16 protein-coding genes are annotated in these 14,668 nt (G+C 53.7%); 10 read left to right on the plus strand and 6 right to left on the minus strand.

What is annotated here, in order from left to right:
* Positions 1–92: 92 nt before the first annotated feature.
* The 5 genes from E5334_RS01020 to E5334_RS08710 all read right to left on the minus strand — a co-directional run bounded on the left by E5334_RS01020 (position 93) and on the right by E5334_RS08710 (position 6,295).
* Positions 93–668 (minus strand): hypothetical protein, encoded by a 576-nt coding sequence (locus tag E5334_RS01020; RefSeq protein ID WP_136011750.1) that lies wholly within the window; start codon positions 666–668, stop codon positions 93–95.
* Positions 616–1,764: a DNA replication/repair protein RecF gene (gene recF, locus E5334_RS01025; protein WP_136011751.1), complete on the minus strand. Its 1,149-nt coding sequence runs from the start codon at positions 1,762–1,764 to the stop codon at positions 616–618. Before recF ends, E5334_RS01020 begins: the two co-directional genes overlap by 53 nt.
* Positions 1,765–1,767: 3 nt before the next feature.
* Entirely contained in the window at positions 1,768–2,892 is a 1,125-nt protein-coding gene (dnaN, locus tag E5334_RS01030) for a DNA polymerase III subunit beta (RefSeq protein ID WP_136011752.1), read from the minus strand.
* A 261-nt stretch (positions 2,893–3,153) separates the two neighbouring features.
* Positions 3,154–4,764, minus strand: coding sequence for a chromosomal replication initiator protein DnaA (locus tag E5334_RS01035; RefSeq protein ID WP_167604242.1), 1,611 nt, complete (start codon positions 4,762–4,764; stop codon positions 3,154–3,156).
* Between the two features lie 214 nt (positions 4,765–4,978).
* Positions 4,979–6,295 carry an ATP-binding protein gene (locus E5334_RS08710; protein WP_275438867.1) on the minus strand — a complete coding sequence of 439 codons (1,317 nt, stop codon included), beginning with the start codon at positions 6,293–6,295 and terminating at the stop codon, positions 4,979–4,981.
* Between the two features lie 432 nt (positions 6,296–6,727).
* On the opposite strand from E5334_RS08710, the gene rpmH reads away from it, so the two are divergent.
* The 9 genes from rpmH to E5334_RS01085 all read left to right on the plus strand — a co-directional run bounded on the left by rpmH (position 6,728) and on the right by E5334_RS01085 (position 12,136).
* Positions 6,728–6,862 carry a 50S ribosomal protein L34 gene (gene rpmH / locus E5334_RS01045; RefSeq protein ID WP_136011754.1) on the plus strand — a complete coding sequence of 45 codons (135 nt, stop codon included), beginning with the start codon at positions 6,728–6,730 and terminating at the stop codon, positions 6,860–6,862.
* 11 nt (positions 6,863–6,873) lie between these two features.
* The gene (gene rnpA, locus E5334_RS01050; protein ID WP_136011755.1) at positions 6,874–7,209 is read left to right on the plus strand and encodes a ribonuclease P protein component; all 336 of its coding nucleotides are present in this window, start codon (positions 6,874–6,876) and stop codon (positions 7,207–7,209) included.
* Positions 7,199–7,435 (plus strand): membrane protein insertion efficiency factor YidD, encoded by a 237-nt coding sequence (gene yidD / locus E5334_RS01055; RefSeq protein ID WP_136011756.1) that lies wholly within the window; start codon positions 7,199–7,201, stop codon positions 7,433–7,435. The genes rnpA and yidD overlap by 11 nt, the downstream gene beginning before the upstream one ends.
* A 30-nt stretch (positions 7,436–7,465) precedes the next feature.
* Positions 7,466–8,227, plus strand: a complete 762-nt coding sequence (locus E5334_RS01060) for a YidC/Oxa1 family membrane protein insertase (protein ID WP_136011757.1) — start codon at positions 7,466–7,468, stop codon at positions 8,225–8,227.
* Positions 8,228–8,319: 92 nt separating this feature from the next.
* The gene (locus E5334_RS01065) at positions 8,320–9,015 is read left to right on the plus strand and encodes a Jag family protein (protein ID WP_275438868.1); all 696 of its coding nucleotides are present in this window, start codon (positions 8,320–8,322) and stop codon (positions 9,013–9,015) included.
* A 262-nt stretch (positions 9,016–9,277) separates the two neighbouring features.
* The gene (gene rsmG, locus E5334_RS01070) at positions 9,278–10,087 is read left to right on the plus strand and encodes a 16S rRNA (guanine(527)-N(7))-methyltransferase RsmG (RefSeq protein ID WP_136011758.1); all 810 of its coding nucleotides are present in this window, start codon (positions 9,278–9,280) and stop codon (positions 10,085–10,087) included.
* Positions 10,088–10,235: 148 nt separating this feature from the next.
* Positions 10,236–11,036, plus strand: a complete 801-nt coding sequence (locus E5334_RS01075; protein WP_275438869.1) for a ParA family protein — start codon at positions 10,236–10,238, stop codon at positions 11,034–11,036.
* Positions 11,029–11,898 (plus strand): ParB/RepB/Spo0J family partition protein, encoded by an 870-nt coding sequence (locus E5334_RS01080; RefSeq protein ID WP_289695997.1) that lies wholly within the window; start codon positions 11,029–11,031, stop codon positions 11,896–11,898. The genes E5334_RS01075 and E5334_RS01080 overlap by 8 nt, the downstream gene beginning before the upstream one ends.
* On the plus strand, positions 11,891–12,136 hold the full coding sequence (locus tag E5334_RS01085; protein ID WP_136011759.1) for a hypothetical protein: 246 nt from the start codon (positions 11,891–11,893) through the stop codon (positions 12,134–12,136). Before E5334_RS01080 ends, E5334_RS01085 begins: the two co-directional genes overlap by 8 nt.
* A gap of 214 nt (positions 12,137–12,350) precedes the next feature.
* Here the strand turns inward: E5334_RS01085 and rlmN are convergent, their stop codons facing one another.
* A complete protein-coding gene (gene rlmN / locus E5334_RS01090; RefSeq protein ID WP_136011760.1) occupies positions 12,351–13,538 on the minus strand; it encodes a dual-specificity RNA methyltransferase RlmN in 1,188 nt (395 codons plus the stop codon).
* Between the two features lie 104 nt (positions 13,539–13,642).
* Here rlmN and E5334_RS01095 point away from each other — a divergent pair, with 104 nt between their 5' ends.
* Positions 13,643–14,593 (plus strand): D-alanine--D-alanine ligase family protein, encoded by a 951-nt coding sequence (locus E5334_RS01095; RefSeq protein ID WP_136011761.1) that lies wholly within the window; start codon positions 13,643–13,645, stop codon positions 14,591–14,593.
* The last annotated feature ends 75 nt before the right edge of the window (positions 14,594–14,668 follow it).

The following is a 14,668-nucleotide window of genomic DNA, read 5'->3' on the forward strand; positions in this document are numbered from 1 at the left end:
CATACCTATTACGTTTTTGTGGCGCTCACAGCGGCTCAATGTCTTTGACAGCCATAAATATGTAAGCCGCCATCAAAGCTTTTGAGGCTCCTCTATCCTTCGAGCTCTCTTTGCGACCGCCGCAGACTCGCTTCCATAGCTTTGACCGCTGCTTCGCGCAGTTCCCCATCAAGCCCTGAAGTCATCAGAGCCACCTGCTGCTTTTGTTCCTCGCTCAAAGGCGGCAGCGACTCTAAAGGCACAGGTTGGGATGATATGGGCTTCTCGGCTCTTTTTCCTGCCGAGAAGCCCGTAGCCACCTCAGCCCCATTTTGTGGGGCAGCCCCCACAGTTCGAGAGAGCTGAAACACCACGCGCTCTACCGGGAGTCCTACTTCTGAGAGACGCTGTTCGAACAGCAAGTGATCGGTAGAGAAGTCCTGAATGAGCACCGAGGAGTCCAGATACACGCGCAACAGAGGCAGCCGAGGCGCTGCCTGAGTTTGCAAGAAGACGCCCCGGGTATGGGCCCGGCCGCGTGGGCCAGCGATTTTGTTCCACGCCCAACCAGCGCTTACCTTGCCAGACTTATAGCCCAACGACTGCATGCAGCCAGTCAAGACGGCGCTCATGGGCCTATAGGTCGCAAGAGCTGCCGGATCTTCGTTGGTGCCGTCGCTCCACTCCATGGGCAACCCCCTTCCCCGTAAACTCGATCACCGCCGCATCTGCCAGCATTTGCGGGTCAAAATAGCCCAAGTGCGTAGTGGTGACCACTGTCTGCACTCCTTGGCCCACCAGTCCGTTCACCGCTTTGCGCCTATGGGCGTCTAACTCGCTCATGACGTCATCCAAAAGCAGAAGCGGCGTTTGTCCTAACACCTCCTGGGCAAAGCGCACCTGCGCCATCTTCCAGGCCAATACCGCCGTGCGCTGTTGGCCTTGGCTCCCAAAAGTGCGCAATGGCCGACCATCCAACTCAAAGCCAATATCATCTCGCTGAGGTCCTTTGGTGGTAAACCCTCGGCGCAGGTCCTCGACTCGAGATTCCTTGAGAGCCTCTGCCATCTGCTCGATGAGGTCCTGCCGAGAAGAACCTGCCTCCAAGGACCCCAAGCTGGACTCATAGCGAATGACCAGCCGCTCTGGAGCCACTGCCTCATGGGCCTCAGACACCAATTCGCCCAATCGCGCCAACAGGCTCATACGATGGTAGAGCAGCGTCCCGGCGCCCACAGCCACCGAGGCATCCCAGGCATCCAGGAGATCCATATCCACCTGAGGCTCTTTGAGCAGCCGATTGCGCTGCTCGATGGAACGCTTGTAAGTCTTCACTACTTGAGCAAAGGCTCGGGATGCCTGGGAGCCAAAGGCATCTGTCTCATCGCGGCGTGCAGAGGCAGACCCCTTCACAAGCCCTAGGTCATCAGGATTAAAGAGCACAGACAGCAGAGTTCCCGGAATCTCTGAGGGACGCACCGCCTTACCGTTTCTCGTGAAACGTCGTGAGCTCTCACTGGCAATCACCGCCATATCCAACAGGCGCCCGTCTCCTTCAAGGCACGCTGATGCCTTGGCTACCTCAGCTCCTTGGCGCACCAAGTCGCGAGGACAGGGATGGCGAAAGGACACTCCAGCCGTCAAAAGCTGGAGCGCCTCCACTGTGTTGGTCTTGCCATAGGCATTAGGCCCCGCGAGCACCGTCATGGCCGGAGAGAACTCCAGTTCAAGCGACTGAGCGCAGCGCCAATCTAGGAGGGTGGCACAGGAGAGCACAAGACCCATGGACTAGAGCCTCGTGGGCATGATGAGCTGCAAGTAGTTGGGCTTACCATAGGACTTGAAGATAGCCGGCTGCATTTCACCCAAAAGCTCGATGGACACCGTCTCGCGGTCCCCCAGGGCTGCCAAGCAGTCAGAGACATAGCGATGATTGAGGCCAATGGAGACGTTCTGCCCCTCTACTTCAATGTCCTCCAACACCTCCACCGCATCGCCCATGTCGGCGTTGACCGCAGAGAGCGTCACTCGAGCACCATCCACATCCACGTCAAAGCGCACGCGGGGGTTCTGAGTGGTCATTACCGAGACGCATTTGAGCGCATCCTGCAACTCCCCTAGCTGCGGTGTGAGCGAAGTGGTGCAGGAGCTGGGCAAAAGCTGGCGATAATCCGGGAAGTTGCCCTCAATGCAGCGAGACACATACAGGGTATTGCCACACCTAAAGCTCACTTGGGAATCAGTGGCTCCCAACACCACCTCTGCCACACTACCGTCATCGGTGGTAGAGGGGAACGTGGAGAGCACCTCGTGGAACGCGTTGCCAGAGACGATCACCTGGAAGCTCTCGGTCAACGTAGAAGTCTCTACATTGGTGTCACAGACCGCCAAACGGTAGGAGTCGGTAGCCACCAGACGCACCAGATTCTCATCCACTGTAAGGTAGATGCCGCCCAAGATAGGATGAGAAAGGTCTTTAGAAGTCATCTTGTACACGCGATTGACCATGTCGGCCAAGGTGTCCACCGGCAGAGTCACACTCTTCTCGGGATCGATCTGAGGGAACTCAGGGAAATCCACTGGGTTGAGCGTATTGAGATTGAAGCGGGAGTTACCGCATTTCACCTGGATGCTATTGTGATCGGAATCAAAGGAGACAGTGGAGCCGCGCAAGGTTTTCACCAGGTTGGCCAGAATTTTGCCAGAGACCACGGTAGAGCCAGGCTCGCGCACGTTGGCGGCAACGGTGTGGCGCAGCGACACATCCAAGTCTGTCGCCTGGAGCGTAAGCTCGCCTTCCTCAGCCTTCAAAAGAATGCCGGTGAGAATGGGGAGCGTAGAGCCGGAGGCTGTGGCCTTCGAGACGATGGCGATAGCATCCTGGAGCGTGGTTTTGCTGACGTCAAAGCGCATTACTATCTCCTTATAAATAAAAAATAATTAGTAGTAATTAGTAGGACATGTTGATATGTTCAAAACCTCTGTTTTCCCAGCGTACTTGCGGTGAAGCGAACATTCGTCTCTGTTTAGAACTCTCGATTTTCTCTACAGAAGTTCAGAGCGCGTGGAAATCCTCTACAGAAACATGCGGTTTATGAACATCATTCTCAGGGTTTTCGCACCTGGGATGTCGAGAAAGTCCTCATCGAGTTTCCAGGGCATTTACCTGGGGTTTTATGAGCCTCCTAATCTATCGCGCAGGCGGTTGACGCGGTCTTGAAAGAGCCTGTCGGTCTCCATGGTCTCCTCCACCCAGGCGATGGAATGCTTCACTGTGGCATGGGTGCGGCCACCAAAATGGCGCCCGATCTCTTGCAGTGTAGAGTCGGTGAGCTCGCGCGAAAGCCAAATGGCGATATGGCGTGGCTGGGCGATCTCTTTATTGCGCTTGTTGGACACTAAATCCTGCCGCGATACCGAGTATGTGCTCTGCACCAGCGACTGGATGTCCTCGATAGAGATATGAAGGCCTTCGCGGGACCAGCGCTCTGCAGCAGCGGCCATGATGTCGGCTGGCTCCAGGCGCCCGTTTTCTTGATGGGTGGAGCGCAGCAGGCAATCTTGTACAAAAGCCCGGATAGAGCGGATGTTTCCTCCAGCCCTATCTGCCATAAGAGTCAGATCGTCGCGAGTAAGGGTGCCAGGAATGCCCTCTGCATGCATGCGCTCATAAAACGTCTCTATGAGTACTCGCTTGAATTCCAAGGTAGGTGTATGTATGGCTACCGAGAAACCCTGACTCATGCGGCTGGAATAACGCTCATCCATGCCAATCTCTGCGGGTGGAACGTCGGCAGCTAGAATCACTTGCTTGCCGTTGCTCATCAGGTAATTGAACGTATCGAAGAAGAACTCCATGGTTCCTTGGGCGTTGGCGATATGTTGGATGTCATCCAAGATCAACACGTCGATGTTTTGGTAATTGCGGGTAAGCGCATCTTTTACCGAGCGGTCTCCCTGCATGGCCTTGACGTAGTCATCGCGAAAGTCGGTGGCGATGCGATAGACGCATTGGCGGGAAGGGTCGTTCACGGCAATGTAGTTTTGAATGGCACGCAACAGGTGGGTTTTACCTAAGCCTGAGCTACCGTGGATGAAGAGGGGGTTGTACTGGGGCGAGCCGTTAGCCACCTGTTTTGCAGCCTGAAGGGCGTAACGGTTTTCCTCGGCCTCCACAAAAGTGTCGAAGGTAAGGGTGGCGTCTTTCTCGGCCACAATCTCTACCAGCGGGTTTTTAGGTGCAGCCTCGGTCACCTGCGCTGCTGCAGGTTGAGGGGGCGCAGGAGTCTCGGCCACAGAAGCCTGACGCTGATAGGCCTGCCACTGCTCCATGGTCATCGAGGTCTGAGCCCCAAAAGAGGGGTTGGCCTTGAACTTTGACGGCGCCTCTGGCTGCAGGGTTGCAGGAGATGAAGCGAGGGTCTGCGGAAGAGGCGAGGGAGTGGCAGCGGGAGTGAAAGTCGGTTGAGGCTGAGCGGCCGCAGTATTCACGGTGGGCTCTGGGGCGGAAGGTGCCGGCGACGAGGCTTGAGCCCCAGCAATCATGAAAGTGGTGGGCTCAAAGGCTGCCTGGCTCAACGCCTTTTCTACCTGGTCTCGCTCGCGCTCCAAGAGCCTGTTAGCAAAGCTCGAAGGGATGCTCAGCTGCAGCTGACTGTCTTCGAGCGCTAAAGGATTGCAGGAAGCCATGAGATTTAAAAGCTGCTCAGTAGCCCCTTGGGACTGCAAAATAGAACGCGCGTCCTCCCATAAAAGCCGGGCATCCGAGGCTTGTAATACATCCATGAACTTCACTCCGTCCTTCTCCTAGGATGGCCATTATAAAGCCCATGTTGAAAACTTGGCAACGGTAACAACTATGAGGTGGCTCAGTGGTCACCGGTGATGAAAACTTGGGAGAAATGTGCAGGTTATTGAGTGTAGAGTCCTTCTATTTCTATGGCCATGTTATGGGTTATGTTTCTTAGGGACATACAGATATAGCCTATGAGCTGGTATGTTACAGCCAATGAGCGATAGTCCATTGGCGTCCCACCTCTGTGAGACGATATTTTTGCCCGTGTTTTTGTACAAATCCTAATTCGCTTAAGTGCTTTAAGGTGCGGCTCCATGTGGGTCCTGAACTGCCAAAAGCTGCGGTAAGTTCTGCTCCGCCACCTTCGCTATGTTGAAGCAAGTACATCAGGGCATTTCGGTCGCGCCCACTTATGGAGCCGTCGCCCAAAGGTATTTGAGACGGCTGCTCTCCTTCATAACCAGCACCTATGCCTACACCAACGTAAGGGGTCTGTCCCTGGGACATCCCAGGCGTTCCAGTGGGTGAAGGATATCCACTCGGAACAGGTGTTCTATAGGATGGCTGTCCATAACCCGGTACTGACGGCTGCCCGTATAAGGGTTGTCCGTAGGCAGGTTGCACCCAGCCTGGTTGTGGTTGTCCAAAGACAGGCTGTGTTATCTGACCAGGCGTAGCTCCATAACCAGGCGCTTGAGGCTGTCCGTAGGGGTAACCTTGAGGAACTTGCCCGTACCCTGGTTGTTCAAAGCCAGGTTGCAGCAGCTCTGGTTGCCGAGAAACCCCTACCTCAGCTGCTGTAACAGAGGGGACACACCCCTGCCCTACTGGTTCTTGGGACTCCTGAACGGAGGACAGCGAGATGGTGACGATGCAGCCTCCGGAAATGTTGTCTTCAATGGTGAGAGTGCCGCCCTTGTCCGCCATGTATTGGGAGGCATAAGGCAAACCGGATCCCACGCCGCGAATGTAGCGTTTCATGGATTCAGTGGCGCTTGAGGTGCCATATTCCAATGCCAGGCGCTTGTTGGGGATACCAGGGCCCTGGTCCGAAAAGCGAATGGTGTTTCCCTTGTCAAGGATTGAGATAGTGGGGGCCTGAAAATAGGCGTGAATTAGGTTCTCAACGCACTCGCGAATGACGGTGAAAGGAATGGCTCCGCCCTGCTCTTGGGCCAGTTTGTTAACGGTGGCAGTGATCTCCTCAAGGTAGGAGCGAATGTCTTGAGGGGCCACCATAACCACGCGGGGAGCTGCGGCTACATCGTCGTAGACCGCGATGCGTGCCGCAGAGGTGACTTCCAGCACCCCGGATGCGTGGGCGCCAGAAGCAAAGGGAACTGCTCCATCAGGGTTGTCTGGCTGGGAGGGTAAGGGTTTCTCGGCAGCCACATATGACTCGGAAATGCCTGAGATGTGGGAGTTTTGAGAGCTCTCTGCTCTGTCTTTCAGACCATCGTGGCCTGAAGAATGTGGGGGTGTCGAGGGGTTCTCGACGAAGGGATAAAAGGCGTCGGCCATGGGGTCCTCCGAAGATTTCAACAGCTTATGAAAGACTGTCGAAAAGTTTCAGGCAATTTCTTTCAATAGAAGAGTGATTTTCTACAAGAGATGATTCCTTGTGGAAAACTTTGCTATTAAGGGGTTCTAGTTCCTGCGCATTCCATGGTATCTGACCTATCGGATTTCATGGCCTGTGAAGAATTTCTTTCACGATCATGCAAAAGCTTGCACGGGTTTTTGGAACTTTTCAATGGGATAAACAAGCGCTTGCAAAGCTCGTTTGAGAGACTCTCTTAACCTCAGTGAAGTGGTCAATGCATGAAGATGCTGCTGAGAGGGCAAATTTGCGGGTTGTGTGCCACAATTGACAGTCCATGATTCAAGCTCATACAATCGTGGAGCTTGTGCTGCCATCGCAGCTTGAACGTAGTATCCAGGAGGGTCTTTACCATGAAGCGTACCTATCAGCCTAATAAGCGCAAGCGCGCCAAGTGCCACGGTTTTCGTGCTCGTATGGCCACTGCCGGCGGTCGTAAGGTTCTTGCTCGTCGTCGTGCCAAGGGTCGCAAGCGCCTCACCGTCTAGAGGATTTTCGCATGAGAACGCTCAAATCGGCCAAAGCCTTTGGGCGTGTCTTCTCTCAGGGAAAACGGGGGCGCGCATCATTGGTGCGTGTCACTGCACTCCCTGTGCCCTCAGAAGACGGTAGTGTGGCCTTTGTCTGCGCCAAACGGCTGGGCAATGCGGTCTTTAGAAATCGCGCTAAACGGGTTCTCAGGGAGGCAGCTCGCAGTTGTGGGCTGCCTTTGTCTGGTTACGACATCATTTTGTTCGCAACTCCCAAGACCGCAGCTTCTCATCCCCAAGACATAGCCAAAGACCTCGCACAAGCGCTTTTTAAGGCTCAGGTAAGGATGGATCATGAAGGCTGAAGGCCAGCGTAGTCTCGCGGCCCGTTTCCTGTTACATCTATTCTGGTTCTATCAGCGCTACATCTCCCCTCTCTTTCCGCCGTCGTGCATCTATAGCCCCACCTGCTCCCAATACGCAGTGGAGGCGGTGCAAAAATATGGTGCATTGAGAGGAGGATGGCTTGCCCTCAAGCGCATCCTGCGCTGTCATCCTTTTCATAAGGGTGGCTATGATCCTGTCCCCTAACCTCGACGTTTACTTCTAAGGAATCAGCCTATGTGGGAATGGTTTATCGGCTTTCTAACAACGATCCTTGAGGGTCTCCAACATATTTGTGGAGACTGGGGTCTTGCCATTATTATCTTAACCTTTATCATCCGTCTGATCTTGACGCCCCTGACACTCAAGTCCACCAGGTCTTCTGCGCAGATGCAGGTCTTGCAGCCTAAGCTTCTGGAGATTCAAGAGACCTACGCTAACGATCCGGTTCGTCAGCAAGAGGAGCTTCGCAAGATCTACTCTGAGCACAAGTTCAATCCCCTTGGTGGTTGCCTGCCCATGCTTTTGCAGATGCCCATCTTCTTCGCGCTCTTCACGGTGCTTAAGCAGGTCCCTACAGAAGCTCACTTCTATGGCATTCTCCCCTCTTTGGCTGACTCGGTAGCCCAGGTGGTGGCCACTGCTGGCTTTGCTGGCGCTTGGGTCTACATCTTGCTAGACCTACTCTTTGGCGGCCTCACCTTCCTGCCTATGTGGATGAACACTCGCAACTCAACCGCAGGCCAGCAGCAGTCTCAGACTCTCATCATGGGAGTGGTGATGGCCGGCATGATGGTGTGGTTCGGTTGGTCGGTGCCCGTAGGCGTACTGCTCTACTACAACACCTCGGCTGCCTGGGGTGTTATTCAAACCCAGTTCATCACCAATCGCGTGCTGGAGAAGTATAAGAAAGAGGAGGCTGAGCGCCTCGCCAATGCTCCTGTGCAAGTACACGTAGTACGCAAGGAGCAAAAGCCACGTCCCCGCAAAAAGAAGTAATAAGCTAAAGAAACTTGGCTGATTCTTAGAAATGATTGGAGGGCACGGAACTTGCTTGGTCCGTGCCCTTACTTATATTGAGAGGAGCACCAATGAATCTTGATGAAACCTCTGGCGCCTTTGATGAGGTGGAGAACGAGTCTGTGATGGTCACCTCTGCTGAGGATATCGAGGATGAGGACAGGGGCCAGCCCCTGGTAGATCCCCAGGACATTCTCGATGAAGAGGGAGAGGCTTTGGAAGAGGCCTTTGACGCTGCCGTGGATCTAGAGGCCATCAAAGAGCATTACGCTGAGACTGGCTCTCTGAGCGATCTGGAGATGGATGCGGTGGCCGATCTTTCTGTGAGTTACCTGCGCCAGATCCTTGCGTGCTTTGGTGAGGGTGACGCCACTATCGACGAGTATGAGAGTGACGAAGGCGAGCTTATTCTCGATGTCTCTGAAGGCGATCTGGCTATTCTTATTGGTCGGCATGGTCGCACTTTGGAAGCGCTCCAACAGCTTCTTTCTTCTCTAGTCAATCGATCGCTAGGCTTCCACTTTCCTGTGATCGTGGATATTGAGGGTTATCGCGAACGACGTCGCAAGAAGATTCGCGACATGGCATTCTCTGCTGCCGAGAAGGCCAAGCGCCGCCATACGGCTGTCTCCCTTTCTCCCATGAATGCCTACGAACGTCGCTTGGTCCATCTCGCTTTACGCAGTGACGATGAGGTCACTACCTATTCCGAGGGTGAAGACCCCGACCGCTACGTGGTTGTCTGTGCGGTGAATAGCTGCGAGTAGCTCTTGAGTGAGAGAAGCAGCTTTCATTCAAAGTGGACTGAATCTATCTGATAATTGTGTTGCATTAGAAGGTTAGGGATCTGGATCCTTGGCCTTCTTTTTTTTAGAGTGACTGTTAGGTTGGTCTTTAACTACCAAGTTCTAGCTCTGAGGAGGCTACACTGAGAAGTGTTGAGACCTATAGTTATAGCTCTGTGCTTACGTGCAATTGTGCTTTGAGCTGACAATTTCTTTTGAATCACTAACTTTTGGCGGTGGTACTATGTCATCCAACAAGCAAGCTCCTTGTGATTCTACAAAAGCTGGTTTACACCCTCTTGCCGCTCCCCTCGCTCAAAACCCTGTCTATCAAACAAAACTTAAAGATCTGGCACGGGCCTATAAGATTGACCTCACAGATGCCCAGGCGACCTCTTTACTCCAGCATCTAGATCTAGTGCTTGAGAAAAACCAGGTCATGAACCTTACTCGGATCACTTCTGTCGACGATGCTCTAATCCTTCATATTCTGGATTCTTTGCTCCTTTTACCAGCCCTCGAGCAAAGCTCGTTACATTCACAGGATCCCTCTGGTGCCGTATTGGATATTGGAACAGGGGCTGGATTTCCTGGAATTCCGCTGGCCCTTCTCACACAACGATCCTTTACCTTGATGGACTCTGTGGGCAAAAAAATCCGTGCCGTAGATGAGTTTGTGGATGCACTCGATATCTCAGAACGAGTGGTTACTACTAATGAACGTGCTGAGAAGTTCGCTCTTAGTCACCCGGAATCCTATGACTTTGTCGTAGCTCGTGCAGTAGCGGGCCTTCCAGTACTCATTGAGTATGCACAGCCTTTTTTAGTTTCTCACGGACGACTAGTGGTCTCAAAGGGTCGCTTAAGCGATGAGGAACTGACTAGTGGAATTAAAGCAGCTCAGCAAGCAGGCATGAAACTTGTTTCACGTGAAACGCTAGAACTTCCTGACTCTATGGGTCACCGAGAGATTCTTGCTTTTGAAAAAGTTACTAAACCGGTCCTCAAGCTGCCTCGTCCCATTGGCGAGGCAAAAAAGCGTCCATTGGGATAAATGTGTTTCTCAGCAAGGCCCAGTGATTCTTCTAAAGGCCATGACGTCTATGGGAAGGGCTCATGGTTTCACGTGAAACAAGAGAAACCCTCTGTATACTGCCAATAGGAGTAATTAGGACTTCAACACTCGATGAGAGGAGAGGCTTGTGTCTTCGGTGGAACAAGAAACGTACTATGAGGACAACCCAGCCAAAGTACTTGCCATTATCAACCAAAAAGGTGGCGTCGGTAAGTCTACGACGGCAGTGAATCTGTCGGCCGCCTTGGGCGAAGCAGGAAAAAGTGTGCTGGTTATAGACCTTGATCCTCAGGGAAATACCACCAGCGGTTATGGCATTGAGAAGGAAGAGTTAGATGGTGATATCTACAATGCCTTGCTTGAAGATGAACCCATGGTGGAACTGGTTATAGAAACTGTTGAGCCTAATGTGAATCTAGTACCTGCCACTATCCAGTTGGCTGGTGCAGAAATTGAGTTGGTCTCCAAGATGGCTCGTGAGTCCATCCTTCGCCGTGCACTGGAGTCTGTGAAGGATGATTACGATTACGTGCTTATAGACTGCCCTCCTTCGCTAGGTTTGCTTACTCTTAACGCACTTATGGCGTCTGATGGACTTCTGATTCCCATCCAATGTGAGTACTACGCGCTAGAAGGCGTTACTAAGCTCATGGAAACCACTTCTATGGTGCAAAAGAGTCTCAACCCTCAGCTTGATATCTTTGGCGTGCTTATGACTATGTATGACAGCCGTACATTGCTTTCAAATCAGGTAGTCGACGAGGTTCGTCAGTTCTTTGGGGACAAAGTCTTTGATTCTGTGATTCCCCGCACGGTAAAGCTGTCTGAGGCACCCTCTCATGGGTTACCTATTTCTCTCTATGCCCCTCATAATCGTGGCGCCGAGTCCTACAATGCTTTGGCGCAGGAGGTGATCGATCGTGGCTAAAAAGACTGGGTTAGGAAAAGGTCTCAATGCGCTCATGGCTGAGTCTTCTGCAGAAGTGGGCCAAGATGCGGAGACTACCCTCCCTATTGCACGTATTAAGCCTAACCCCAATCAGCCTCGCTCGAACTTCGATGAGGAAGCCTTAGAGCAGCTTGCAGATTCTATTGCACAACACGGTGTGCTTCAACCTATTCTGGTGCGCAAAAAGGGTTCTCATTACGAGATCGTTGCTGGTGAGCGGCGTTATCAAGCTTCCAAGATAGCTGGGCTTGAAGAAGTGCCAGTACTCATCCGTGAGATTGACGATGAAGATGTGTTCTCTCTGGCCTTGATCGAGAATCTTCAGCGCTCTGATTTGGATCCCATTGAAGAGGCCCAAGGCTATAGTCAACTCATTGAGACTCATCAGCTCACTCAGGAGGGTTTGGCCAAGATTCTTTCTAAGTCACGCCCTGCGATAGCCAATGCATTGCGTCTTTTGGATCTCCCTGCAGAGGTGCAACAGCTCCTACGAGAGCATCTCATTACATCTGGTCATGCGCGGGCTATTCTTGCGGTACCTTCTGAGGAAGGTCGCATCAAACTGGCTAAACGAGTGGTAGAAGACAATCTGTCGGTACGTCAGACAGAAACACTCGCACCACTGTTTTCTGGCACAGAAGCTCAGAAACCCCCACGCCTAGTAGCCCCACAGTCCTACAAGCGTGCCGCTCGCACCCTGCGCATGGCGTTGGATACCAATGTGAGGGTGCGTCAGTCTCGCGGCAAGAACCGCATTGAGATTGAGTTTAAAGACGAGGATGATCTGAGGCGCCTTATGGACCTTATTGCTACCAAAGAAAAGGATGACGACAGTGAATAAGCCCCTCAAGCTCATTGTGGCTTCTGGTTTTGTGGTGGGAATGGGTTATGCTGCCTATCACTATCTTTTGACCCCTGAGGCAAGGGAGAATTTCAAGGCCACTGTTTCTAAGGCCATAGATCTTGGCAAGTCTATGACTGAGAAGATGGGAGAGTCAGAAGAGAGTCGTAAAGAGGCAGTGAGACTGGAAGCTAACCAAGCCTGGATTGCACAGCAGTGGGAAAAGATGGGTTATTAAATCGTGAAGTTATTCAGGCAGGCTGACCTGTAATCTAATCAACGCCAACTAAGCTCTCATCTTAGTAGCAAGTTAAAGAAATAGGGCGCCCTAGTGGGTGCCCTATTTCTCTGTCGAGACTCAGTTTAGGTGTGCAAGGGGTAAGGGATAGGCTTCAACTCATAGGGTGGGTTTCTCGGCAAGATATGGGGAAACCCACCCCTCCCCTACTGGGCTACTTGGCAGCTTTACGTTGTTTGAGCTGGCCACAGGCAGCGTCGATGTCTGCGCCGCGAGACTGACGGATGGTGGTCTCGACTCCCACAGAGCTCAGGCGTTTTACAAAAGCGTCCAGGCGAGCAGGATCGGAAGGTTCTAGTTTTGAGCCCGGAAGATGGTTCAATGCAATGAGGTTCACGTGACATAGGGTGCCAGCGCAAAAGTCCACCAGGGCATCCAGGGAGGCGTCGTCGTCGTTGATGCCGCGGATCATGGCGTACTCATAGGTGGGGCGGCGGCGGGTCTTCTCGGTATAGTCCTTCATGGCGTCGTGCAGGCGCTTGAGGCTGTACTTTTTAACGCCGGGCATCAAGGTGTTGCGTGTCTCGGGCACGGCAGAGTGCAGAGAGACTGCCAAGCCAAACTGCTCAGGCTCCTGGGAGAGCGCGCGAATGCCTGGGATGATGCCGCAGGTGGAAACCGTGATGTGGCGTGCGCCAATACCTAGGCCCTTGGGGCTGTTCATCTCACGCATGGCTTCCAGGGTGGCGTCGTAGTTGGCGAAAGGCTCGCCTTGACCCATGAGTACCACAGAGGTGATTCTGCGTCCAAAATCTTGAGCGATATGGGCGGCCTGGGCATAGATCTCATCGGCTGTGAGGTTACGGGTGAAGCCGCTTTGGCCTGTGGCGCAAAAGAGGCATCCCATGCGACAGCCTGCCTGAGTGGAGACGCAGGCAGAGAGCTTGTCGCCATGGGGCATGCCCACGCATTCCACGGAGGTGCCGTCATCAAAAGCCACAAGATATTTACGGCTGCCATCGACAGATTCCTGGCGGGCCACCTCGGTCACGCCTCCCAAGGTGGCTGCCTCGCTCAGCTTCGCGCGCAGTGTTTTGGAAAGGTTGGTCATCTCGTCAAAGCTGCGCACGTTCTTGGATCGCACCCAATCCTCGATCTGTTTGGCGCGAAAAGCGGGCTCCCCTAGCGTGCCGAGAAACTCGACCAGCTCATCATGGGAGAGTTCTGCCAAATTGACCTTCGCGCGAGAGGTTTTCGCGCTCTTGGCGTCTTCCTTGGCGGCATCATAGGTGGCAACTACCGTCTCGCTGTCAATGGCACAAATGCCTCCAGCGACGGGGGCTGCGGGTGTATCGGCAGCGGACGGAGATTTGGTTTTGGTTGTACGGGGATTCTCGGGCATCGTGGTTCCTTGTCTTAAATGGCCTGATGAGTGGGGTATCCTCGGGAGCAGACTGTAAGTTCTACAAGTCTATTCCTATCGTTGCAAAGGTGTTGGGAGCGCCCATGAGCAGCACAGATGTCACGAAAAATCACGTCGCACTTCTCTGGGGAGGCTGGGCAGACGAGCGCGATGTGAGCCATAGCTCGGCTGAGGCAGTGGCTAAGGCGCTGGCAGAGGCTGGGTTCGAGCACGTGGACATGCTCGATGTGGCAGACCCTCAGTTCGTGGTTACCCTCTCGGGCGGCCATTATGATGTGGCGTTTGTGGCTATGCATGGTGCCTTTGGCGAGGATGGCTGCATCCAGGGCCTGCTGGAGGTGTTGCATATCCCCTACACCTTCTCAGGCGTGCTCGCAAGCGCCATGGGCGCCGACAAAGACGTCTCCAAGTTGCTTTATGAGCAGGCCGGCATTCCTGTGCCTCGCGGCCTCTGCGTCCATCGCGGCGAAGTGGTGAATCCTGGTGCAGTGGTGGAAGAGCTGGGCCTTCCCCTCTTCATCAAGCCTGCCGTCAATGGCTCCAGCTACGGTGTGACTCGCGTCACGGCGCCTAAGCAGATCGACGATGCCGTCAAACTGGCATTGGAGTCCTCTGATCACGCCCTTATTGAGGAGTGCGTGGTTGGTACCGAGATCACGGTGCCTGTCATCGGCAATGAGGACGCTCGCGCCCTGCCTATCGTCGAAGTGGTTATGGAGGGCGAGTTCTACGACCTCAAAGCCAAGTATGAGCCCAGCGAGCTCCATCATGTGATGCCCGCACGCTTGGCCCCTGATGTCTATGGGCGTGCTCAAGAGCTGGCTGTTATGGCCCATCAGGCCTTAGGTTGCGCGGGTTGCTCGCGCAGCGACTTCATTGTGAAAGATGACGGCACCCCGGTGATTCTGGAGACCAACACCATCCCCGGCATGACCGAGCGCTCGCTCCTCCCCGATTCCGCTGCTCATGATGGCATTCCTTTCTCGGAGCTTTGCCGTATGTTCATAGAGTGGGCATTGGAGGCTGGTCACTAAAAGGCCAGGTAGACCCTGCGAATCTATCCCCTCTCATGTACAGGCGCGGCACGGTGTCAGATCGCATCATCATCT

Origin of the sequence: Muricaecibacterium torontonense (assembly GCF_004793925.1) — a bacterium.
Classification (GTDB): domain Bacteria; phylum Actinomycetota; class Coriobacteriia; order Coriobacteriales; family Atopobiaceae; genus Leptogranulimonas; species Leptogranulimonas caecicola.